The 21,214-nt window shown below is 70.5% G+C and carries 16 protein-coding genes; 5 read left to right on the top strand and 11 right to left on the bottom strand.

The genetic code is table 11. The annotated features are described in order from the left end of the window. Positions 1–37 precede the first annotated feature (37 nt). From ACYC1Z_RS00510 to ACYC1Z_RS00495, 4 genes are read right to left on the bottom strand one after another with little or no spacing between them, the layout of a single operon-like run. Positions 38–1,312 carry an ABC transporter substrate-binding protein gene (locus ACYC1Z_RS00510; RefSeq protein ID WP_461407600.1) on the bottom strand — a complete coding sequence of 425 codons (1,275 nt, stop codon included), beginning with the start codon at positions 1,310–1,312 and terminating at the stop codon, positions 38–40. A gap of 33 nt (positions 1,313–1,345) precedes the next feature. Beyond that, positions 1,346–2,098 carry an SDR family oxidoreductase gene (locus ACYC1Z_RS00505; protein WP_461407599.1) on the bottom strand — a complete coding sequence of 251 codons (753 nt, stop codon included), beginning with the start codon at positions 2,096–2,098 and terminating at the stop codon, positions 1,346–1,348. Then, positions 2,095–3,543, bottom strand: coding sequence for an aldehyde dehydrogenase family protein (locus tag ACYC1Z_RS00500; protein ID WP_461407598.1), 1,449 nt, complete (start codon positions 3,541–3,543; stop codon positions 2,095–2,097). Before ACYC1Z_RS00500 ends, ACYC1Z_RS00505 begins: the two co-directional genes overlap by 4 nt. A 2-nt stretch (positions 3,544–3,545) precedes the next feature. After that, positions 3,546–4,745 (bottom strand): iron-containing alcohol dehydrogenase family protein, encoded by a 1,200-nt coding sequence (locus ACYC1Z_RS00495; protein ID WP_461407624.1) that lies wholly within the window; start codon positions 4,743–4,745, stop codon positions 3,546–3,548. A 315-nt stretch (positions 4,746–5,060) separates the two neighbouring features. Here ACYC1Z_RS00495 and lhgO point away from each other — a divergent pair, with 315 nt between their 5' ends. Further along, entirely contained in the window at positions 5,061–6,260 is a 1,200-nt protein-coding gene (gene lhgO, locus ACYC1Z_RS00490; protein WP_461407597.1) for an L-2-hydroxyglutarate oxidase, read from the top strand. Between the two features lie 98 nt (positions 6,261–6,358). Here the strand turns inward: lhgO and ACYC1Z_RS00485 are convergent, their stop codons facing one another. Together ACYC1Z_RS00485 and ACYC1Z_RS00480 are read right to left on the bottom strand one after the other, a co-directional pair. After that, complete coding sequence (locus tag ACYC1Z_RS00485; RefSeq protein WP_461407596.1) at positions 6,359–7,081, bottom strand: GntR family transcriptional regulator; 723 nt, start codon at positions 7,079–7,081, stop codon at positions 6,359–6,361. A 238-nt stretch (positions 7,082–7,319) separates the two neighbouring features. After that, positions 7,320–7,847 carry a VOC family protein gene (locus ACYC1Z_RS00480; protein WP_461407595.1) on the bottom strand — a complete coding sequence of 176 codons (528 nt, stop codon included), beginning with the start codon at positions 7,845–7,847 and terminating at the stop codon, positions 7,320–7,322. A gap of 138 nt (positions 7,848–7,985) precedes the next feature. On the opposite strand from ACYC1Z_RS00480, the gene ACYC1Z_RS00475 reads away from it, so the two are divergent. The 3 genes from ACYC1Z_RS00475 (at position 7,986) to ACYC1Z_RS00465 (ending at position 13,024) form a co-directional block, all read left to right on the top strand. Next, positions 7,986–10,169 carry an alpha-ketoacid dehydrogenase subunit alpha/beta gene (locus tag ACYC1Z_RS00475; RefSeq protein WP_461407594.1) on the top strand — a complete coding sequence of 728 codons (2,184 nt, stop codon included), beginning with the start codon at positions 7,986–7,988 and terminating at the stop codon, positions 10,167–10,169. After that, positions 10,169–11,464 carry a dihydrolipoamide acetyltransferase family protein gene (locus ACYC1Z_RS00470; RefSeq protein WP_461407593.1) on the top strand — a complete coding sequence of 432 codons (1,296 nt, stop codon included), beginning with the start codon at positions 10,169–10,171 and terminating at the stop codon, positions 11,462–11,464. The genes ACYC1Z_RS00475 and ACYC1Z_RS00470 overlap by 1 nt, the downstream gene beginning before the upstream one ends. Positions 11,465–11,539: 75 nt before the next feature. Continuing rightward, positions 11,540–13,024 carry an NAD-dependent succinate-semialdehyde dehydrogenase gene (locus ACYC1Z_RS00465; RefSeq protein ID WP_461407592.1) on the top strand — a complete coding sequence of 495 codons (1,485 nt, stop codon included), beginning with the start codon at positions 11,540–11,542 and terminating at the stop codon, positions 13,022–13,024. A gap of 343 nt (positions 13,025–13,367) precedes the next feature. Here ACYC1Z_RS00465 and ACYC1Z_RS00460 read toward each other — a convergent pair whose 3' ends face one another. From ACYC1Z_RS00460 to ACYC1Z_RS00450, 3 genes are all read right to left on the bottom strand, one after another. Continuing rightward, positions 13,368–13,601 (bottom strand): hypothetical protein, encoded by a 234-nt coding sequence (locus ACYC1Z_RS00460; RefSeq protein WP_461407591.1) that lies wholly within the window; start codon positions 13,599–13,601, stop codon positions 13,368–13,370. A gap of 283 nt (positions 13,602–13,884) precedes the next feature. After that, positions 13,885–15,909: a DNA primase gene (gene dnaG / locus ACYC1Z_RS00455; RefSeq protein WP_461407590.1), complete on the bottom strand. Its 2,025-nt coding sequence runs from the start codon at positions 15,907–15,909 to the stop codon at positions 13,885–13,887. A 98-nt stretch (positions 15,910–16,007) separates the two neighbouring features. Continuing rightward, a complete protein-coding gene (locus ACYC1Z_RS00450) occupies positions 16,008–17,318 on the bottom strand; it encodes a deoxyguanosinetriphosphate triphosphohydrolase (RefSeq protein WP_461407623.1) in 1,311 nt (436 codons plus the stop codon). 67 nt (positions 17,319–17,385) lie between these two features. Here ACYC1Z_RS00450 and ACYC1Z_RS00445 point away from each other — a divergent pair, with 67 nt between their 5' ends. Further along, positions 17,386–18,588 (top strand): alpha-amylase family protein, encoded by a 1,203-nt coding sequence (locus tag ACYC1Z_RS00445; protein ID WP_461407589.1) that lies wholly within the window; start codon positions 17,386–17,388, stop codon positions 18,586–18,588. A gap of 80 nt (positions 18,589–18,668) precedes the next feature. Here the strand turns inward: ACYC1Z_RS00445 and ACYC1Z_RS00440 are convergent, their stop codons facing one another. Together ACYC1Z_RS00440 and ACYC1Z_RS00435 are read right to left on the bottom strand one after the other, a co-directional pair. Beyond that, a complete protein-coding gene (locus ACYC1Z_RS00440; RefSeq protein WP_461407588.1) occupies positions 18,669–19,568 on the bottom strand; it encodes a sugar ABC transporter permease in 900 nt (299 codons plus the stop codon). A gap of 1 nt (position 19,569) precedes the next feature. Then, positions 19,570–21,165 (bottom strand): ABC transporter permease subunit, encoded by a 1,596-nt coding sequence (locus ACYC1Z_RS00435; protein ID WP_461407587.1) that lies wholly within the window; start codon positions 21,163–21,165, stop codon positions 19,570–19,572. Positions 21,166–21,214: the final 49 nt, after the last annotated feature.

The following is a 21,214-nucleotide window of genomic DNA, read 5'->3' as shown; positions in this document are numbered from 1 at the left end:
GGCCGGGTGCCCGGCCGGAGTCGCGTGGTCGGTATGGTCAGCCGGCCTGGGTGGCGAGCTCGGGCTCCACGGTGGCCACCCTCTCGGGCCAGACTGTCTCGAGCGTGCCGTCGCGCCACTGCATGACGTACGGTGCAGCCTCGGTGTTCTGCCCGGTCTCGTCGAACTTGACGCCCCAGCCGGTCGCCGTGGTGCCCGCCTCGATGGTGTAGGCGGTGGCTGCCTCACCGAACGCCCCGGCGGAGGTGTCCCCGCCCGTCTCCGCCAGGATGTCGAAGACGACACGGGCTCCCATGTAGTTGGCCAGCGAGTGACCGGAGGCGGGGTCCTCGCCGTACTCCTTCTGATACCGGGCCAGGAAGTCCTCCAGGCCGGGGGTGGCCTCGGGGTTGACCGCGTACTGGGTGAAGTCGACGTCGAAAATGTGGTCCGCTGCCGCGCCGACCGTCTCACCGAAGCCGCTGAGCGTGTGCCCACCGCCGGTGCCGATGAAGGCCGGGACGACGACGCCGTTCTCCTGCATCTGCCGGGCGAGCAGGATGGCGTCGGACGCGTAGGAGACCGCGATGACGACATCGGGGTCTGCCTGCTGGATGCCGAGCACGGTGGACGAGAGATCGCTCGACTCGGCGCTGTACGGCGCGTAGGAGATGTTCGTGATTCCGGCTTCCGCGGCTGAAGTCTCCGCCGCCCGGGCGACCGAGGACCCGTAGGAGGAGTCCTCGTGGACCAGCAGGACCTTGATCTCGTCGAGGCCGATACCGAGCTCGGGGGCGACGAACTCCGAGATGAAGTCCACCTGCACCTGCGCGAAGCTGTCGGCCCGGGGGTTGGTGCGCCAGACGTTCTCGTACCCGCGCTCGTTGTACTCCACCGAGATGGCACCGAGCTCTACGTAGGTGCCCCCGCCGCGGGCGTAGACCTCCGAGGCGGCCAGCGCCAGCGACGAGGAGTAGGTGCCGATGGCCAGGTCCAGCCCCTCGCTGTCCAGCATCCGGCGAGCCTCCGAGCTCGCCGCGTTGACGTCGGGGACGTCCCCCTGGACGAGCTTGACCTCACGCCCGTCGATGCCCCCGTTCTCGTTGAGCTCCTTCGCGGCGAGGAATGCGCCGCGCCAGGACTCCTCACCGAGCTGGGCCAATGACCCGCTGATCGGGTAGAGGGCCGCGATCTCGATCGGGCCGGCTCCCTCCCCCTCCCCTGCCCCGCCGCCGCCGCCGCACGCGGCGACGACCATCATGGCGGCCAGTGCCGTAGCAACACCGACGACGCGGCGCCGGGCTGGGGAAACGCGATTCCTGCTGGTGTCCATCTCTGACTCCTTCGTCCCTGAGGTGGGAGATTGTTAGGCGGCGGTCCAGCCGCCGTCGATCATCAACAACTGTCCGGTGACGTACGCCGAAGCGTTCGACGCCAGGTAGATGAGCGCGCCGGACAGGTCGTCCGGGTTGCCGAAACGCTTCTGGGGGATGCGCTTCATCAGCCCTTCACGGGCCTCGTCGTTCTTGAAGAGCTCCTCGGTCAGCGCTGTCCGGAAGTAGCCCGGACCGATGGCGTTGACCCTGATGCCCTGCGGGGCCCACTCCACGGCCAACGAGCGGACCACACCCATGACGCCCGATTTCGTGGCGGCATAGGCGGCGATGTTGGGCAGGCCCAGCACCGAGGTGAGGGAGGCGATGAAGACGTGACTGCCCGGGATGCCCTTCGTGATCTGACGGCGTGCGACCTCCTGGCTGAGTAGGAACGGCGCGGTCAGGTTGACCTTGACGAGGCGCTCCCACTCCTCGGCCGGGAAGTCGAGCGCCGAGGCGCGATACTGCACGCCCGCCGCGTGCACCACGCTGTCCACCGTGCCGCCGAGGACCTCCTCGGCGCGGTCGACGGTGGTGGTGAGGCTCGCACTGTCGGCGACGTCGCCGGTGAGGTGGCGCACCGGGTCGCCGGGCTCGTCCACCACTGCGGTGCGTGCCACGGACACCACCTGTGCGCCAGCCTCGCTCAGGCCGCGGGCCATGGCCTGGCCGAGTCCGCGGCTGGCGCCGGTGACCAGTACGCGCCGTCCGTCGAGCGAGAACCTCTCGATGATGCCCGTCACAGGCTCCGCACCGCCACGGTCTTGGTGCGCGTGTAGAACTGCAGCGCGTCGAGCCCCTGCTCCTTGAACGGCGAGCCCGAGTAGCCGAATCCACCGAACGGGTGGTGCACGTCCCAGCCGGAGGTGGGGTGGTTGACCGAGACCTGGCCGGTGTTCACCTGCGCGATGAAGCGCTCGGCGGCTCCCAGGTCGTTGGTGAACACGCCGGCGGACAGCCCGTACGTCGAGTCGTTGACCGCCTCGATCGCCTGGGCCTCGTCCTCCACCTCGAGGACACCGAGCACCGGACCGAAGACCTCCTCGCGCCAGATCGCCTGGTCGCGGGTCACCTTCAACAGGGTGGGGCTGACGAACGCCCCGTGCTCCGGCGACCCCTCGGGGGCTTCAGCGCCACCCTCGAGGAGCTCGGCGGACTCGCCGATGGCCCTCCTGATGTGGTCGAAGATGTCGTCGCGCGCGGACGCGGAGACCACGGGACCGAGGTTGACTCCTTCGGTGTCGCCGGCACCGACCTTGAGTGCGCGCACCTGTTCACGGATGGCCTCGACGAGCTGGTCGGCGACCTCGCGCACGACGACGAGACGGGAGGTGGCGGTGCAGCGTTGACCGGCCTGAGCGAAAGCTCCTGCGGAGATCTCCTTGGCGGCGACCGCGATGTCGGCGTCCGCGAGCACGGCGATTGCGTTCTTGCCGCCCATCTCGGTCTGCACGCGGATCTGCCGGCCGGCCAACTGCTTCTGCAGGTCCAGGCCGACCGCCGTCGATCCGGTGAAGCTGACGGCCCTGATCGCGCCGTGCCCGAGCAGTGCTTCGCTGATGTCGCGGACGTGGCCTGTCACGGTGCCGAGCACCCCGGCCGGCAGGCCGACCTCGTTGAAGATGCGGGCGAGCTCAAGCACGATGAGCGGCGTGGCCGAGGCGGGCTTGATGACGACGGCGTTGCCGGCGAGCAGTGCCGGGCCCATCTTGCGGGCCGGGGTCAGCAGCGGGTCGTTCCACGGCGTGATGAGAAGCACCACGCCAAGGGGCTCGTGCATGACGCGCGCGTAGGTACTGGGCCGCCCATCGGCAAGGAGCTCGCCGTAGGGCAGCCGGGCGAGGCCCGCGTAGTAGTCGAAGAAGTCGGCCGACTTGGTGACCTCGACGCGAGCCTCGGCGAGCGTCTTGCCCATCTCACGCACGATCAGCGCCGCCAAGACTTCGGACTCGGCGCGGAGCCGGGCAGCGGCTGCACGCAGGACCTCGCCCCGGGCCAGCACGCCGGTCTCGCGCCACGTCCGCGCGCCGGCTACGGCGGCGGCGTAGACGCCGTGGACATCCCCGGCACTCATGGCCGGCACCCGGCCGACAACTTCCCGCAGGTCGGCGGGGTTGGTGACGTCGATGTTGGCGTCGCCGGTCTGGCCGACGATCTTGCCGTCGACAAGGTTTCCGGTGATCTGCATGGTCAGGCATCCTTTCTGGCGGTGACGGCGAAAGCACGCTCGAGATCGCCGTCGCGCATGGCTGACAGGAGGGTCCGGACGCGCTCGGTGTCCATCTCCTCGGGGTTCGTCGGGCGGGGGTACAGCTCGACCGTGCGTCGTGCCATGGCGTCCTCCACGTCCGCCGGCACACCGGCCTCGTCGAGGGTGGCGGGCTGACCCACCTGACGGACGAGCGCCAGGACGTGCTCGGCGGCCACGCGCAGGTCGTCGGACTCCCCGAGCGTGAGCGCCCGGGCGAGCTTTCGGCCCTTCACCGGGTCGACGTGCTGGTCGTAGGCGATCGTGTAGGCGAGCGCGAGCCCGGTGGTCGTGCCGTGGGCCAGCGGCTTCTCGTGGTTGATCGCATAACCGAGGCTGTGCCCCAGAACCACGCCGGAGTTGAGCGCGAGCCCGGCGAGGTACGCCGCGACGAGCATCCGCCCGGTCGCGTCGGCATCGCCGTCGTAGGCTGCGGCGAGGTCTGCCATCACGATCTGGATGGCCTCGATCGCACTGTGCTCGGTCAACGCCGTACTGTTGTGCGACAGGATCGATTCGACGGCGTGCGCGAGCGCGTCCAGGCCTGTCGACGCCCTGACATGCGGCGGCAGGCTGGCGACGAGGTCCTGGTCGAGAATGACGAGCTCGGGGACGAACGACCGGCTCGAGGCGATGCGCTTCTCGCCGCCCGCGGTGATCATCGAGATGCGGGTGACCTCGGCGCCGGTGCCGATGGTGGTGGGTACGAGGACGAGGACGGGGCGTGCGACCGTCGGCTCGACAAGACCGAACCAGTCCGCGCTCGTCCCCTCGTTCGTGGCCAGCAGGGCGATCATCTTGGCGGCATCGAGCACGGAGCCGCCCCCGATGCCGACGACGGCGACAGCACCGATCTCGCGAGCGGTCCTGGCCGCACCGTCGACCTGTTCTGCGGTCAGCTCGGGGCCGAAGGCCGAGAGCACGGTGGGCTCGAAGCCGGCGCCGCGCAGGGCGTCGAGCGAGCCGGTGAGCGCATCGCTCGCGGCGAGGGCCACATCGGCCGCAACAAGCACCGGGCCGCCGTCGGGACTGCCGGCGGCAACGAGACCGTTCGGCAGGTAGGTGAGCACTCCTCTACCGGTCCAGGTACATGCAGGAGCGAGAAAGGATACGGGTGCCGCGGGGGCACCACCAGAGTTCATCATTGAGTCCGGTCCTTCAGTCGGGTGCCACGTTGGATCCAACAGAGCCCCACTGTGCCATCCGCCACACTCCGACGTCAAGCATGTCGTGCTGCGCAAAACGAGGGACGTAGGCCCCTCATTCTCGCACTGGCAAGCCGGAGAAGGGCGGCCGAACTAGCCACTCCACCGGTTGCAGGCATCGATCCCGCCACCACAGTGGGTCGCTACTATGGATCCAAAGTATGGAAATCTAGGATCCACTTGCGACCCAGCTCGTCGCGGCGCCCCGATGAAGGAGCGCTGCTGCAAACGATCAACACCCGGAGGTAAGTCATGGAGGACCTTGTCGTCATCGGAGCCGGCATCGTCGGCCTCGCGACCGCCCGGGAGGTGCTTCGGCGCCGGCCCGGCTCATCGGTGCTCGTGCTCGAGAAGGGGGACGACGTCGCGACCGCCCAGACCGGCCACAACTCCGGTGTCATCCATGCGGGCCTGTACTACGCTCCAGGATCGCTGAAGGCACGCCTCTGCCGGGCAGGCGAACGCGCGACCAAGGACTTCTGCGACGAGCACGGCATCCGCTACGAGACGATCGGCAAGCTGGTCGTCGCCACCGACGACATTGAGGTCGAGCGGATGGGACACCTGGCCGAGCGCGCCGCACAGAACGGGATCAAGCTCGAACCAATCGACGCGGTCCGCTTGGGCGAGATCGAGCCGAACGTGCGTGGCCGCGCGGCGTTGCTCTCCCCAGCCACCGGGGTGGTCAACTTTCGTGAGGTCGCTGCGGCGATGGCGGATGAGGTCGTCAGGCTCGGCGGACGCGTGGTCACGCGCTCGGAGGTGCACTCGATCCGAGAGATCGAGGGCCCCGCGGACGAGGTCGTCGTGGGCAGCGACACCGGCGAGTACCGGTCGCGCCGCGTCGTCGCCTGCGCCGGCCTTCAGGCTGACCGGGTGGCCGCGATGGGCGGACTCGTCGTCGACTTCCGGATCATCCCGTTCCGCGGGGAGTACTACCAACTGCCTCACGAGCGCTCCGACATCGTCCGGCGGCTCATCTACCCCGTCCCCGACCCAGACCTTCCGTTCCTCGGCGTCCACCTGAGCCCGACCATCGACGGCCGGGTGACGGTGGGCCCGAACGCAGTTCTCGGACTCTCCCGCGAACGCTACCCCCGCGGATCGATCAGCCCACACGACGTCGCCAACTTCCTCGCCTTCCCCGGGCTGTGGCGCTTCGCCCGGCAAAACATCCGCACCGGCATAGACGAGATGCGCAGCTCGGCCTTCCCCCGCGGCTACCTCCAACTCGTCCGCAAGTACTGCCCGTCGCTCACGCTCGAGGACCTGCGCCCGTACCCCGCGGGGATCCGTGCACAGGCGATCATGCGTGACGGCACCTCGGTGGAGGACTTCCTCCTGCGGTCGACCGAGCGGCAGCTGCACGTGTGCAACGCGCCCTCACCCGCCGCCACCTCGGCGATCCCCATCGCCGAACTCATCGCCGACAAGATCGCGCCCACCGCCTGAGCACGATCGGAAGTGAAGTCACGACCTGCCCCCCGCGAGACCGCTCGCTGGCGAACGCCGGCCACAGCCGGCGGAACCGGGGGCGCGTTCCGCAGGCCCTACGGCAGGTACCGGCCGTGCTGCTCGCCCAGGCTGAACACCCGGGGCGAGCGTCGCAGCGACACCATGGTGCGCGTGATGTGGGATGCGACGAGGGCCGAGGCGACTTCCGGATTGCGATCGGCAACAGCGCCGAGCAGCAGCCTGTGCTCGGCGTTGGTCGACTCCCCCCAGTCGGGCCCGGTCTGGGTGACGAACGCCCGGCGGTAGTGCTGGGTGGAGTTCCAGAGCCGCTCGACGATGGACGTGAGGTGACTGCTTCGGCACCCCTCATAGGTGAGCAGATGGAACTCGCGGTCGAGCACGAGGAACTCCACCATACTGACCCCGGCCTCGATCTGCGCAAGGATCTGGCCGGCTCGCACGATCCGTGCGTCCGAGAGCCTGGGCACACTGTCGATGATGACGAAGGGTTCGATTCGCAGGCGCGTGCCGTACAGCAGATCGAGCTCTGCCGGGTCGAGGGCCGTGACGCGGGCACCCTTGTTCGGCTCGAGGGTGACGAGACCTTCACCCTCCAGGGTTCGTAGCGCCTCGCGTACCGGCAGACGGCTCGCACCCAGACGCTTGGCGAGGGTCTCCTGACGGATACGCTCCCCCGCGGCGAACTCCTCGTTGAGGATGGCACGCCTGAGGTAGTCCGCGATCCGGCGGCTCGCCCCGCCGTTGAAGGACCGGCCGTTCTCCTCGAGGGACTCCTCGGCAAGACCCCCTGGCCTCATCATTGGATCCAATCTGTCGGCCCGACCCCATGGAGTCTGGACGAACTCCGCGTCACAGGGCAGCACCACTTCTGCACAATGTATCAGTTGGGATCCTCCCGATACGGCGGGACGCCTTGCGGGCCACGGCGCCGGCGCGGCCGGACGTCGTCTGAGGTTGACGGTCCGACAAGCCCTCACGCACCGAGCTCAGGAGCCACTGCGCCCCGTGGGAACGGAACCCCCGCATCAACGGCACTCACTCTGCGGGCCGACGAGGGTGCCACAGCCGCGTGCCACCACCAGCCTCGTACGCCTTGCCGTTGGGGAAACTGACGAGCTCGAGCTGCATGCCCCAGGGGCTGAGGAAGTACACCCAGCGCTGCCCAGCAGACGGGCCCGAGCTGGCCGTCGGCTCCCCGAGCACCGTCACACCCACCTGCTGGCGCAGGTACGCCGTGGCGACATCGACGTCGTCGACGTAGAACGCCAGGTGATGGCCACCGATGTCGCTGTTGCGCGGTTGGAGCGCCGGCGGCTCGGGGGGCTCGTAGCTGAAGATCTCGAAGTTCGGCCCGAAACCACACCGGAAGAAGCGAAGCTCCCGCATGACGGTACGCGGATCGACGTTCAGGTGCCGCGCCATCCAATCGTCGCCGGAGGCGAATGGGCCGAGGGTGTAGGTCCGCTCGCACCCGATCACGTCAACGAAGAACCGCTCCGCCTGATCGAGATCAGGCACCGTGAAGCCGATGTGCTCCGTTCCTGCGAGGCCTGGCAGCGCCATCGTTCTCCTCCTCATTATTGGATCCATATTGTCCACGAATCGTACAACTCAGCACGTCGCCCAGCGGAACCCTTGCGAAACTGTATCCAATAGCGGCATAGTATGCGGCATCTGACGACGGCGTCCTGAGGAGCGACGATGCCACGTACGACCAAGCTGGCCCCCCAGGCACCGTGGGTGCGACTGAGCACCACCCGGTCCGACTGGGACAAGGCTGACCCGGTGCTGCTGACCGGCATGCTCGGCCAACTGCACCTCATCCGGGCCTTCGAGGAGTCGGTGCTCGAACTTGCCGCCGAGGGCCTCGTCAACGGCCCGGCACACTCGAGCATCGGTCAGGAGGGCGGCGCGGTGGGGTCGATCATCGCGCTGCGCTCGACCGACGCCGTCAACGGCTCGCACCGCGGGCACCATCACTTCCTGGCCAAGGCGCTCGCTCACGTCGCCCCGGACCTGAACCTGGGCAACCTGGTCGACGAGCGGGTGGCCGGACTGCTGCGCCGGACGCTGGCCGAGATTCTCGGCCTCGCCGAGGGATTCTGCCACGGCCGTGGCGGCTCCATGCATCTGCAGTGGCCGGAGGCCGGGGTGCTGGGCACCAACGCCATCGTCGGCGGCGGCGTCCCGTCCGCCGTCGGCAACGCCTACGCCCAGCAGCGGGCCGGCACGGACGACGTCACGGTGACCTACTTCGGCGACGGTGCGATGAATATCGGCTCCACCCTCGAGTCGCTGAACCTCAGCACGGTCTGGGACGCCCCGGTATGCTTCTTCGTCGAGAACAACGGATACGCCGTCTCCACGCGCGTGGACGAGGCGACTCGGGAGACCCGCCTGTCCGCCCGGGGCGGCGCGTTCGCCATCCCCGCCTGGCAGGTCGACGGGATGGACCCACTCGCCGTCCACCTGGCCGTGGAGCAGGCAACGGCGCACATGCGGGCCGGCAAGGGCCCGACCTTCGTCGAGGCCGAGGTCTATCGCTATTTCCACCAGAACGGCCCCTACCCGGGCAGTGCCTTCGGCTATCGCACCAAGGACGAGGAGCAGGCCTGGAGGGCCCGTGACCCCCTCGAGCTCGTCGCCTCTCATCTGGTGCGGCGGGGCCTGCTCGATGCGCAGGGCGTGGCAGACGTCCGCTCGCAGGCCCAGGCGGCGATGAAGGCAGCCGTCTCGGCCCTGGTCGAGTCGGATCCAGACACTGACCGCGGCGCCCGCCGCATCCGGCCCGATCTGTGGCCGGACACCACTTTCGTCGACGTCGGGCTACGCGGGGACGCATCCGAGCTCCGCGGTGCACGCACCACGGAACAGGGGACGTTCGAGGGCGAGCTCGCCGACGCCAAGTTCGTCGACACCATCGCCGCCACCCTTGGACGCCGTATGGAGACCGACCAGCGAGTCGTGGTCCTCGGCGAGGACGTCCATCGCCTCGGTGGCGGGACGAACGGCGCCACGAAGGGGCTGTCCGAGCGCTTCCCCGACCGTGTGCTCGGCACGCCGATCAGCGAAAACAGTTTCGCCGGGGCGGCCCTGGGGATGGCCGTGGACGGCCGAGTGCGGCCGGTGGTCGAGTTCATGTACTCCGACTTCATGTGGGTGGCCGCCGACCAGGTCTTCAACCAGATCGGCAAGGCTCGTCATATGTTCGGCGGGGACCACGGCGTTCCCCTGGTACTGCGCTCGAAGGTCGCCATGGGCACCGGGTACGGCTCCCAGCATTCGATGGACCCTGCCGGCATCTTCGCCACCGCACCAGGCTGGCGCATCGTCGCCCCCTCCACGCCGTTCGACTACGTCGGGCTGATGAATGCCGCGCTCGCGCTGGAGGACCCGGTCGTCGTGCTCGAGCACGTCGACCTGTACGGCAGTACCGGCCTGGCACCGACCACGGACCTGGACTTCCAGCTGCCGTTCGGCAAGGCCGCCGTACGACGCGAGGGCGAGGACCTGACCATCCTCACCTACCTGTCGATGGTGTCCGAGTCGCTCGCCGCCGTCGAGCGGGTGGGAGTCGACGCCGAGGTGGTGGACCTGCGCTGGCTGGACCGTGCGAGCCTCGACTGGCCGACCATCGAAGAGTCGGTGCGCAAGACCAACGCCGTCCTGATCGTCGAGCAGGGCGCCCGCGGCACGTCCTACGGCGCGTGGCTCGCGGACGAGATCCAGCGGCGCCTGTTCGACTGGTTGGACCAGCCCGTGCAGCGTGTCACCGGGGCCGAGGCCTCGCCGAGCATCTCCAAGGTGCTCGAACGTGCGGCGATCGCCAAGACCGACGAGGTCGCGTCCGGCATCCGCAGGGTCGTCGAGGGAATGGGACGCTGATGGCGCACGTCATGACCATGCCCGAGGTGCTCGCGGGCACCGAGGAGGCGACGATTTCCAGCTGGAGCGTCGTCGAGGGAGACACTGTCGCGGTCGGCGACACGATCGCAGAGATCGAGACCGAGAAAGCGGTCATCGACCTGCCGGCACCGGTCGCCGGGACCGTCGGCCGTCTCCTGGTCGACAGTGGCCAGACGGTCCCCGTCGGGACACCGCTCATCGTGCTGCTGGCCGCCGATGAGGACATCGACGCGGTCGACGTCACGTCGACCATCGGCACACCGGCACCGGCGACGCCGGCCACGCCGGAGGCGGCTCCGGCTCCGGCGCCCGCCAGCCGGCCGCAACCGGCGCTGACGACGGCCGAGACGGACGCTGCAGCGTCATCCGAGACGGCAGCGCACCCATCCGCTCTCCCCGACGAAACGTCGGCTGCCCCGCCGTCGGGGTCGCGTCACTTCGCGAGCCCACTGGCGCGCCGGCTCGCCCGAGAGCGCGGCGTGGACGTCACCGACATCACGGGCAGCGGCCCGGGCGGCCGCGTCACCCGACGCGACGTCGAGCGGCACGGAGAGCCGGCCCCGGCCGCTCCCGTCGCCAGGACCGAGGCAACCGCCTTCGAGACCGTCGTACCGCACACCCGCATGCGCCGGACGATCGCCCGCCGGCTGACCGAGTCCAAGGCCACCGTGCCGCACTTCTACCTGCGGGCGGACTGCCGCATGGAGGCGCTGCTCGAGCTGCGCCGACAGATCAACGAGGTCGCGGACGAGCGCGTCTCGGTCAACGATCTCGTGGTCAAGGCGGTCGCTCGCGCCTTCATACGGGTCCCCGAGGCGAATGTCCGCTGGAGCGAGGAGGGCACCGTGCACCTCAGCGGTATCGACGTCGCAGTGGCGGTCGCCACCGGCGACGGCCTGCTCACCCCGGTGGTGCGAGCGGTCGGCGCGCGGTCCGTGACAGCGGTCTCGGCCGATATCAAGGACCTCGCGCGGCGCGCGCGCTCGTTGTCCCTGCGACAGCACGAGCTCGAGGGAGGGACGATGACCGTGTCGAATCTCGGCATGCACGGGGTGCGCGACTTCGGGGCCATCATCAACCCGCCGCATTGCGGGATCCTGGCGGTAGGTGCCGCCGAGCAGCGCGCGGTCGTCGTCGACGGCTCGGTCGAGGTGGCCACCGTCATGACCGTGACACTGTCCGCCGACCACCGGGTGCTGGACGGCGAGCTTGCCGCCCGTTGGCTCGCGGCCTTCGTCGAGGCGGTCGAGTCACCGGTCGCCTTGCTCCTCTGACACCGAACCGTCGTTGCGCTGCAGCACCCGGAGACGATCCGACGCAGAGACGCCCCATCCTTCGAAGGAGAACCAGTGAGCGAGACCCCCACGAGCGACCGTATCCGCGCGCTCGTCGACTCCGTCCCGACCGACCTGTATATCGACGGCCGGTGGTGCCCCGCCTCGACGGGCGAGCGCTTCGAGGTCCACGACCCCGCCACCGGCGAGGTGCTGGCGACCGTGGCCGACGCGAGCGCCGAGGACGGCCTCGCTGCCCTGGACGCGGCCGACCGCGCGCAGGGCGCCTGGGCCGCCACCGCGCCGAGGCGACGGAGCGACCTCCTGCGCGCGGCGTTCGAGACCGTGACCGCCCGGGCGGAGGACTTTGCACTGCTGATGACCCTGGAGATGGGCAAGTCGCTGGCCGAGGCCCGCGGGGAGGCCGCCTACGGGGCGGAGTTCCTGCGCTGGTTCTCCGAGGAGGCGGTCCGGATCGACGGCGGCTTCCGCAGCGCGCCGGACGGCGTCAATCGCATCCTCGTCACCCGCCGCCCGGTCGGGCCGTGCCTGCTCATCACGCCCTGGAACTTCCCCCTCGCCATGGCCACCCGAAAGGTAGGCCCAGCCATGGCGGCCGGCTGCACCTCGGTGGTCAAGCCGGCGGCCCTGACCCCGCTGACGACCCTGCTTCTCACCCAGATCCTCCACGAGGTCGGGGTGCCGGCCGGCGTCGTCAACGTCACGCCCACCCGCAGTGCGAGCCGGCTGAGTGCTCCCCTGCTCAGCGACCGACGCCTGCGCAAGCTGTCCTTCACCGGCTCCACCGAGGTCGGTCGCAAGCTCCTCGCCCAGGCGGGCGAGAACGTGCTGCGCACCTCCATGGAGCTCGGCGGCAACGCGCCCTTCATCGTCTTCGACGACGCCGACCTCGACGCCGCCGTCGACGGCGCCATGGCGGCCAAGTTCCGCAACGTCGGGGAGGCGTGCACGGCGGCTAACCGCTTCTACGTCCACGAGTCCGTGGCCGAGGAGTTCACCGCCAGCCTGACCGAGCGCGCCGCCGCGCTGCGCCCCGGCCCGGGGACCGAGGCGGACACCGACCTCGGCCCCCTCGTCGACTCCCCCTCCCGCGAGAAGGTCCACGCCCTGGTGGCCGACGCCGTCGCCCACGGTGCCCAGGTCCGTACCGGAGGCAGCCTGCCCGACGGCGCCGGCTACTTCTACCCCGCGACCGTGGTGACCGCCGCGGGGTCCGAGGCGAAGATCCACCACGAGGAGATCTTCGGGCCGGTCGTCTCGATTGTCACCTTCACCGCCGAGGACGACGTGGTCCGCCGCGCCAACGACTCCGAGTTCGGGCTCGCCGCCTACGTCTACACCCGCGACATCTCCCGCGGCCTGCGGTTGGTCGAGCGGCTCCAGTACGGCATGGTCGGTCTCAACGCCGGGGTCATCTCCACCCCGGCCGCCCCGTTCGGCGGGGTCAAGCACTCCGGGCTCGGCCGGGAGGGCTCGCACGAGGGCATCGAGGAGTACCTCGACACCGTCTACGTGGGCATCGGCGACCCCTACCGCTGAACCTCGATCCACGAGTTTCGAGGTGGCCCCGGAGGGCGGGTGCGGCTGAGCCTCGATTGCCTCTTGATGCATCCGATGGATTGGCGGCCCGGTCCCTCTGGACCCGTTGGCGATCTCTGAGACCTTCGCCGCGATCTGCGCATCCCGCCCCTGAGCGACGTGCTGGTAGCGGATCGCCGTGGCCGGGGTCGAGTGACCGAGCCGCCTCATCGGTTCCTTCAGCGTCGCGCCCGTCTGTGTACTGCCAGGACCGCCCCGGGGTGCCGCAGATCATGGAGGTGCAGGCCGGATCGACCGGCGGCGTCAGGGGCCTTGTGAAAGTGCCAAGACAAGCCCGAGTGGGTCAGCTGCTCACCGTCCTTGTGTGGGAACAGCAGCCCGTCGCGACCCCATCGCGCATACTTGTCGATGTCGTCGCGCAGCTGTTGCCGGCGATCGCCGCAAGCTCGTGGTTCCAGTCTGCGATGTCGGTGGGCGTGCTGGCGACGGCGGGCCGGTCACCGAAGAGGGGCAGGATGAACTTGTCGAGGATGCCGCGGTAGTGGACCGCGGTCGTCGCCTTGAGGTCGCGGCGCATGAGCCACGACTCGGCGTAGGCGCCGAACGTGATCGGTGACCTTCGCCGTGCGTGCGGTTTCCGCCCGAGCGTGGGGTGCCAGGCGATTCGGTGGTGATCGCCGTCTGCCTCTGTTCCTCGTGTCGTGCCACCATTTGCCAGAACACCAGGGGATCCGGTCCCCTGGTGTCCGGTCCTGTCTCCCGTCATCGTCCAGAAAACCGCAGGTCGGCGCACCGCACACCCCCGGCCGGTCGTCCACCACGAAGGACGGGACGCAGGTCGGTGCCCGCCGTGCCCGGCCTCACTCCGGGTCGAGCGAGCGCTTACGCGCCTCCAGGGCCAACAGGTCGGTGTTGATCTGGGCGTAGCCGGGGTCGTTGGGGTCGGTGCGCTGGAGCCGCCCCTTCACGTCACCGATCTGGCGCGTCAGCCCCATCCGGATCAGCGTCACGAGGACGCCGCGTGCGTAGCCGACCAGGGTGTCGGGGCGGTCCGCGGGCAGCGGCGCCACGGCGAGCTCGGTGATGACGCCGGCCACCGGCCCGGCGGCGTTCTCCCGCACCTGCTCCGCCCACCGGGCGGCGGCGTGCCCTGCCGCGTCTCCGCCGCGCTCGGCGGCGAGGCGCTCCACCATCTGCCCGTAGGCCGTCGCACCCCCGGCGGCGCGGATCGCGTCGTGCACGCCGCGGTAGGACGGCACGGTGAACGTGTCGGGGGCCAGGGTGTCGAACCCGGCGCCCAGCGCGTGCTGCGGGAGCTGGAGCACCACCTCGAGGACCTCCCGCTCGAGGCGGGCCACCGGATCCTCCCGCCCGCCACGGGACCCGCCGAAACGGGCCCGGGCGTTCCCGGGCGAGCCCCTCTCCCCGACGGCGCCGCGTCCGTACCCGCCGGCCGGTCCCCCGGGAGCGCCCGGCTCGCCCGCACCCGCGGATGCGCCACCGGGCCCCTGCCGGCCGGCGGCCCGCTCGGCAGCCTGCACGGCCCGGCGCACGGCCGTCTCGTCCATGCCCAGCCACCCGGCGAGCTCGCGGGCGTACTCCCAGCGCAGCGCGCGGTCCCGGATGCCGGCCACCACCGGGGCGCCGGCGCGCAGGGCAGCGACCCGGCCCTCCGCCGTCGCGAGGTCGACCTGGGCGAGCACGGAGCGGATGGCGAAGGCGAAGAGCGGCTGGCGCGCGGCCACCAGCTCGCGCACGGCGGCGTCGCCGCGCTGCAGGCGCAGGTCGCAGGGGTCCAGCCCGTCCGGGCCGACCGCCACGAACGTCTGGGACGCGAACCGCTGGTCCTCGTCGAAGGCACGCAGCGCCGCCTTCTGCCCGGCGGCGTCGCCGTCGAACGTGAAGATCACCTCGCCGCCGCGGGTGGCGCCCGAGGAGAACATGATCCCGGTGGCGGCGTCGGCGGAGTCGCCCAGCAGCCGGCGCACGATCCGGATGTGGTCGGTACCGAACGCGGTGCCGCAGGTCGCCACCGCGGTGCCGACCCCGGCGAGGTGGGCAGCCATGACATCGGTGTACCCCTCGACGACGACGACCTTGCGCTCCTTCGCGATGGTCTTCTTCGCGAGGTCCAGGCCGTAGAGCACCTGGGACTTCTTGTAGATCGCGGTCTCGGGCGTGTTCAGGTACTTGGGACCCTGGTCCTCCTCGTACAGGCGCCGCGCCCCGAACCCGATCGTCTCCCCCGTGATGTCCCGGATGGGCCACACGAGACGGCCGCGGAACCGGTCGTACACGCCCCGGTTGCCCTGCGAGACCAGCCCCGACGCCGAGAGCTCGGCCTCGGTGAAGCCGCGCCCGCGCAGGTGGCGCATGAGGTGGTCCCATCCCTTGGGGGCGTACCCGACGCCGAACGTCGCGGTCGCCTGGCGGTCGAAGCCGCGCTCGGCGAGGAACCGGCGCGGCGCCTCGGCCTCGGGGCCGTCGAGCTGCGCGGCGTAGAACTCCTCCGCCACCCGGTGGGCCTCGACGAGGCGCTGGCGCCGCCCGGGCTCCTCCCGGGGCCGGGTGGTCCCGCCGTCCTCGTAGCGGAGCTGGATGCCGACCTTGTCGGCCAACCGCTCGACCGCCTCCGTGAAGGGCAGGTGGTCGATCTTCTGCACGAAGGAGATGACGTCGCCGCCCTCGTCACACCCGAAGCAGTGCCACAGTCCGAGCTGGGGGCGGACGTGGAAGGACGCCGTCCGCTCGTCGTGGAACGGGCACAGGCCCTTCATCGACCCGACACCGGCGGGCTTGAGGGTGACGTAGGTACCGACGACCTCCTCGATGCGGGCCCGTTCGCGGACGGTGGCGATGTCCTCGCGTCGGATCAGGCCTGCCATGGCGCCAGTCTAGGTCGGCGCACCGGTACGCGGTGCCGCCGTCCCCACCCGTGCCGAGGCCCGTCCCCCCGGCCCGACGACGGGCGCGCACCAGGAGCTCAGTACACCTCGGAGAGCATCCCGCACAGCCGGGCGTGCCACTGCTGCGCGGACGTGTCCGTCAGCGAGGCAACCTGGTCGATGATCGTGCGCAGGCGCCCGGCGTCGTCCTCGGCCGCGCGGTAGTCGTCCGCGAACGGGGGTTCGAGCTGCTTGGCGCCGGACTCCACGAGCGCGTCGACGAGGTCGAAGAGGATGGTGCGCTGGGCCAGGTACAGGGGCTCGTGCTCGCGCGGGGCCATCACGTAGAGCGCTGCCACCCCCTTGAGCACGAGGATCTCGGCCGCGGTACCGGCCGGCACCACCAGGTCCGCCGCGTACCGGGTCAGGCGTCCGGCACCCGACGTCGCCCGGGTCGCCTCCTCGGCCGCCCCGCAGAAGTGCCCGATGAGCTGGCTGGTCATGTCCTTCAGTGCGGCCAGGTCACGGCGGGAACCGTCGTGGCTGCGCACCCAGATCGGCATGGCCACGAGCCGCTCGAGGGCCGCGCCGAGCTCGTCGTCGGAGACCGCAGGCTCGTACCACTGCCGCACCTGGGCGACGACGCGCTCCTGCTCGGCACCGGTGCGCAGCCGCTCCAGGTCGACCTTGCCGCCCACGATCGCGTCCTCGACGTCGTGCACCGAGTAGGCGACGTCGTCGGCGAGGTCCATCACCTGCGCCTCGAGGCAGCGCCGCGCGACCGGGGCACCGTCGCGCAGCCACGCGAAGACCTCGAGGTCCTCGCGGTAGACCCCGAACTTCCTGGTCGGAGCGCCGTCGGGGCGCCGCGGCCCATCGCCGGACAGCCACGGGTACTTCGTCGCGGCGTCGAGTGTCGACCGTGTCAGGTTCAGCCCGGCCGAGGTGCCGTCGTCCGCGAAGGTCTTGGCCTCGAGCCGGGACAGCAGGCGCAGCGTCTGGGCGTTGCCCTCGAAGCCACCGATCTCGGCGGCGACCACCTGGAGCGCCCGCTCGCCGTTGTGCCCGAACGGCGGGTGTCCGAGATCGTGGGCGAGGCACGCGGTGTCGACGACGTCGGGGTCGCAGCCCAGCGCCTTGCCCAGCTCGCGGCCCACCTGCGCGACCTCGAGCGAGTGGGTCAGGCGGGTGCGGGAGAAGTCGTCGCTGGCGGGACCGAGCACCTGGGTCTTCGCGCCGAGGCGCCGCAGTGCGGAGGAGTGCACCACGCGCGCCCGGTCGCGCTCGAAGGACGTGCGGCGCGGGTTCTTGCCCTCCTCGGGCACCCAGCGTTCGCGGTCGCGCCCGGTGTACGCCCCGTCCCGCACGGGCGGTGGGGACGGCGCCGGGGCGTGGCGATCCGGCGTCATGAAGTCCTGGGGCACGCTCGGAGCCTACGCCGTGTGCCCCCCGCCCAGCATGGGCCACAATGGCGGGGTGACCGACCACAGCGCGACACCGCCCGCGGCTGCGCCCCCGGCCACCTCCCTCCCCGCCGTCACGACCACGACCGTGGTGCACCGGCGCACCAAGAACCCGGCGTGGTGGCACGAGGCCGTCGTGTACCAGGTGCCCGGCGTCGTCGACGTCGATGCGCTGGACGTGCTCTCCGACGAGATCTCCAACGTGGCCCGGCTCGGCGCGGACGCGCTCCTTCTCCACGCTCCCGAGGTGGGCGCGGACCGCGCCGCCGAACCGGTGGACCGCCTCGTCCACCGCGCACACCGGCGCGGCATCCGGGTCCTCGCCGCGGTCGGCGGCACGGACGCCCCCGCGGCGACGGCGGACCCCACGGCCTGGCACCGGGAGCGGTGCGCCTGGTGGCTCGCCCGCGGCGTCGACGGCATCGACCTCCGCACCGCCACGGCGGTCGCGAGCGGCCCGCACCAGCACGCCGGCGTCGACCTCGGCGCCGTGCACGCCCTCGTCGCCGACCGTCCTGAGGAGGCCGTCCTGACGGCGGCCGCCTCCGCTGCCGACCCCGACAGCCTCGCCGCGCACATCGAGGAGGACTGGCTGCACGTCCTGCGGGACGACCGGCTCGTCTCGACGCCGTGGCACGCCCGGTCGCTGCGGGACGCCATCACCCGGGCCTACCCGCACCGGGACGCCGTCGGGGCGGCGGCCGGCTGGACGCTCGCGGTGGCCGAGGGCGGCACGGCGGCCGGCCCGCTCGCCCCCGCCTGGGCGGACCTCGCGCCGGACACCCGCCGCGCACGCCAGGCCGCCGTCACCCTCCTCATGCTCGCGCTGCCGGGCGTGGCGCACATCCACCTGGGCGACACCGTGGGCCTCGACACCGGGGGGACGACCGTGCAGCGCCTCCGTGCCGTCAGCCGCGCCGCGGCGGAGCAGCGCGGCACGCCCGGCTCGACGTTCGAGCGGTACCGGCAGGCGCTGCGCCTGCGCCGCGAGCTGCGCCTGGGGTCCGGCCCGCTGGCGTGGATGGACGACGCACCCGCCGCGGAGGCGCTGGTGCTGGTGAACCGCGAGGTGCTGGTGCTGGTCAACCTCGGGGCCGCGCCGGTGCGCATCCCGGCGCACCGGGAGATCCTGCACGCCAGCCGCGATCTCCCGGCCCCCCAGGACGACGCCGTGCTCGTCCCGCAGGACACCACGGTCTGGCTCTCGCTCGCCTGACGCGCGGTCTGACTCTCGCTCGCCTGACGCGTGGTGCGCCGTCGGCCCGTCTGCCGCGCGGTGCGCCGTCGGCCCGTCTGCTAGCCCTTCACCGACCCGGCGGTCGCACCGCCCACGATGTACCGCTGCAGGAACTGGAACAGCACGAGCACCGGCAGCGCCGAGATCACCGCACCGGCCGCGAACAGGCCCCAGTTGGCCTCGAGCAGCTCGGAGACCCAGCCGTACAGGCCGACCGCGAGGGTCCAGTTCTCCTCGGACTGGAGCACGATGCGGGCGATGATGAACTCGTTGAACGTGGAGATGAAGGAGAGCAGGCCGACCACGGCCAGCATCGGGGCCACCAGCCGCAGGATGATCGTCCAGTAGGTCTGCGCGTGCGAGGCGCCGTCGATCTTCGCCGCCTCGTCGAGCTCCTTGGGGATGGTGTTGAAGAAGCCGTAGAGCAGGAAGGTGTTCACCCCGAGCGCGCCACCGAGGTAGACGCAGATCAGGGCGATCTTGCTGTTGAGTCCGAGGACCGGCACCACGTTCCCCAGCGCGATGAGGAGCAGGAAGATCGCCACGAAGGCGAGCATCTGCGGGAACATCTGGATGATCAGCAGCGCGGTGAGGCCGACGCGACGGCCGGTGAAACGGAAGCGGGAGAAGGCGTACGCGGCGGCCGCGCCCATCAGCACGGTGCCGATGGCGGTGATGCCGCCGATGATGAGCGTGTTGCCCATCCACGTCCAGAACTTCGTGCTGGTGAGGTCGGCGTAGTTGGTGGTGGCGACGTCGGCGAACAGCTCGTTGGAGCCGGTCAGCGTCCCGCCCTGGCTCAGTGAGGACGAGACGACGAAGACGATCGGGAAGGCCGCATAGACGACGGCGATGAAGCCCACGAGGTGGCGCCAGCCGACCTCGGAGAGCCAGCGGCGCCGGCTCATCCGGTTCTGCTGGACCGGGGCCGGCTGCCCGGCGGTGCGCGTGGTGGCCATGTCAGTTGTACTCCTCGAGCTTGCGCGTCTGCCGGAACGCGAGGGCCGAGATCGTGCCCACGATCAGGAAGATGACGATCGAGAGGGCGCTCGCCAGGCCGTAGTTCTTCGGTGCCAGCCCGCTCACGCCGGATACCGCGTACACCATCGAGATGAGGATGTCGGTGTGCCCCAGCGGCACCGAGGCGTCGGCGAATCGTGGACCACCACCGGTGAGCATGTAGACGAGGTTGAAGTTGTTGAAGTTGAAGGCGAAGGAGGAGATCAGCAGCGGGGCCGTCGAGACGAGGAGGAGGGGCAGGGTGATGCGCCGCCACAGCTGCATGCGGCCGGCACCGTCGATGGACGCCGCCTCCATCACGTCCTTCGGGATCGACTGCAGCGCGCCCGTGCAGATGAGGAACATGTACGGGAAGCCGACCCACAGGTTGACCGCGATCACCGCGACCTTGGCCAGCCACGGGTCGGTGAGCCAGGGGACGTCGGCGCCGCCGAGCAGCACGTCGTTCACGAACCCGAACCGCTCGTTGAGCATGCCCCGGAAGACGAGGAACGACAGGAACGCGGGGAAGGCGTAGGGCAGGAGCAGCAGCGTCCGGTACAGGCGCCGGCCGTGGACCCGTTCGTCGTTGAACACGATCGCCAGGAAGAGGCCGAGGACGAACGTCGTGAGCACGGACAGCACCGCGAGGGCGATGTTCCACACCAGGATCTTGACGAACGGCTCGGAGTAGCGGGAGTCACCGAACGCGGTGACGAAGTTGTCGAAACCGACGGTCACCCGCCAGCCCACCGGCAGCAAGGAGTCGTCTGCGGCCTGGAACTGGCCTTCGCCGTTGGGTGTGTAGACGGTCCCGGTGAGGGTGTCCGTCATGGTGTCCGCGGCCTCGTCGTACCGCAGGGTGGAGATCGAGACGTAGCCGGTACGGGCGTCCTGCGTGCGGACGGAGCCGTCCTCGGGTGCGTCGGAGACGGGAACCCGCAGGCTCGTCACCTCCGCCTGTCGCTGGAGGATCTCCTGGCGTGACAGGAGCTCGTAGCCGGGCACCTGGGTGACGGCGCCGTCGGTGACGGTCGCGCCCTCGACGGTCTCCAGGGGCTGCTCGGCCCGGCCGACGCGCACGACGTCGTCGTCGACGAGGATGCCGAAGGCGAGATCGCCGCCGTCGGACAGGACCGTCAGCGGGTAGCTGGCCGAGCCCTCGACGCGCCGCTCGTTCTGGATCAACAGGGCGGCGACCGCGTCGGCCTTCGTGGAGTTGTGGCCGTCGCCGTAGTTCGTGAAGGCGACGTACGCCGTGTAGAAGACCACGAAGATCTGGAACACCAGCAGGAAGACCAGACCCGGGAGCAGGTACTTCGACGGTAGGGTCCGGCGGCTGAAGTAGACGTAGTTGGTCACGAGCAGCAGGGCGACCATCGCCCACAGGATGACCGTGGCGCCCTGCTGCCAGGCGGCGAGGACCACGTAGACCCCGAGGGCGTTCACGAGACCCATCAGGATCAGCTTGACGATGAAGCCGGGCGCGAAGTTCCGGGCGTGAGACATCTTCGGCTCGTCAGGGGGGCGCACCTTCGTGGTGGGCTGCGCGCTCATGGGGTCCTCCCGGGCACCGGGGTGCTGCGGTCGTGCGGCTGGGGTGTGG

This window comes from Georgenia sp. (genome assembly GCF_054605595.1).
The sequence above is the reverse complement of the archived record's forward strand: the minus strand, read 5'-3'. Positions and strand labels throughout refer to the sequence as shown.

Excerpts from the sequence above, each read along its gene's own strand:
- ACYC1Z_RS00475 (WP_461407594.1), top strand. The coding sequence starts at position 7,986 with ATGCCACGTACGACCAAGCTGGCCCCCCAGGCACCGTGGGTGCGACTG.
- ACYC1Z_RS00510 (WP_461407600.1), bottom strand. The coding sequence starts at position 1,312 with ATGGACACCAGCAGGAATCGCGTTTCCCCAGCCCGGCGCCGCGTCGTC.
- ACYC1Z_RS00460 (WP_461407591.1), bottom strand. The coding sequence starts at position 13,601 with ATGCGCCGCGACCTCAAGGCGACGACCGCGGTCCACTACCGCGGCATC.
- ACYC1Z_RS00495 (WP_461407624.1), bottom strand. The coding sequence starts at position 4,745 with ATGAACTCTGGTGGTGCCCCCGCGGCACCCGTATCCTTTCTCGCTCCT.
- ACYC1Z_RS00480 (WP_461407595.1), bottom strand. The coding sequence starts at position 7,847 with ATGGCGCTGCCAGGCCTCGCAGGAACGGAGCACATCGGCTTCACGGTG.
- ACYC1Z_RS00440 (WP_461407588.1), bottom strand. The coding sequence starts at position 19,568 with ATGGCCACCACGCGCACCGCCGGGCAGCCGGCCCCGGTCCAGCAGAAC.
- ACYC1Z_RS00450 (WP_461407623.1), bottom strand. The coding sequence starts at position 17,318 with ATGACGCCGGATCGCCACGCCCCGGCGCCGTCCCCACCGCCCGTGCGG.
- ACYC1Z_RS00470 (WP_461407593.1), top strand. The coding sequence starts at position 10,169 with ATGGCGCACGTCATGACCATGCCCGAGGTGCTCGCGGGCACCGAGGAG.
- ACYC1Z_RS00500 (WP_461407598.1), bottom strand. The coding sequence starts at position 3,543 with ATGCAGATCACCGGAAACCTTGTCGACGGCAAGATCGTCGGCCAGACC.
- ACYC1Z_RS00485 (WP_461407596.1), bottom strand. The coding sequence starts at position 7,081 with ATGAGGCCAGGGGGTCTTGCCGAGGAGTCCCTCGAGGAGAACGGCCGG.
- dnaG (WP_461407590.1), bottom strand. The coding sequence starts at position 15,909 with ATGGCAGGCCTGATCCGACGCGAGGACATCGCCACCGTCCGCGAACGG.
- lhgO (WP_461407597.1), top strand. The coding sequence starts at position 5,061 with ATGGAGGACCTTGTCGTCATCGGAGCCGGCATCGTCGGCCTCGCGACC.
- ACYC1Z_RS00435 (WP_461407587.1), bottom strand. The coding sequence starts at position 21,165 with ATGAGCGCGCAGCCCACCACGAAGGTGCGCCCCCCTGACGAGCCGAAG.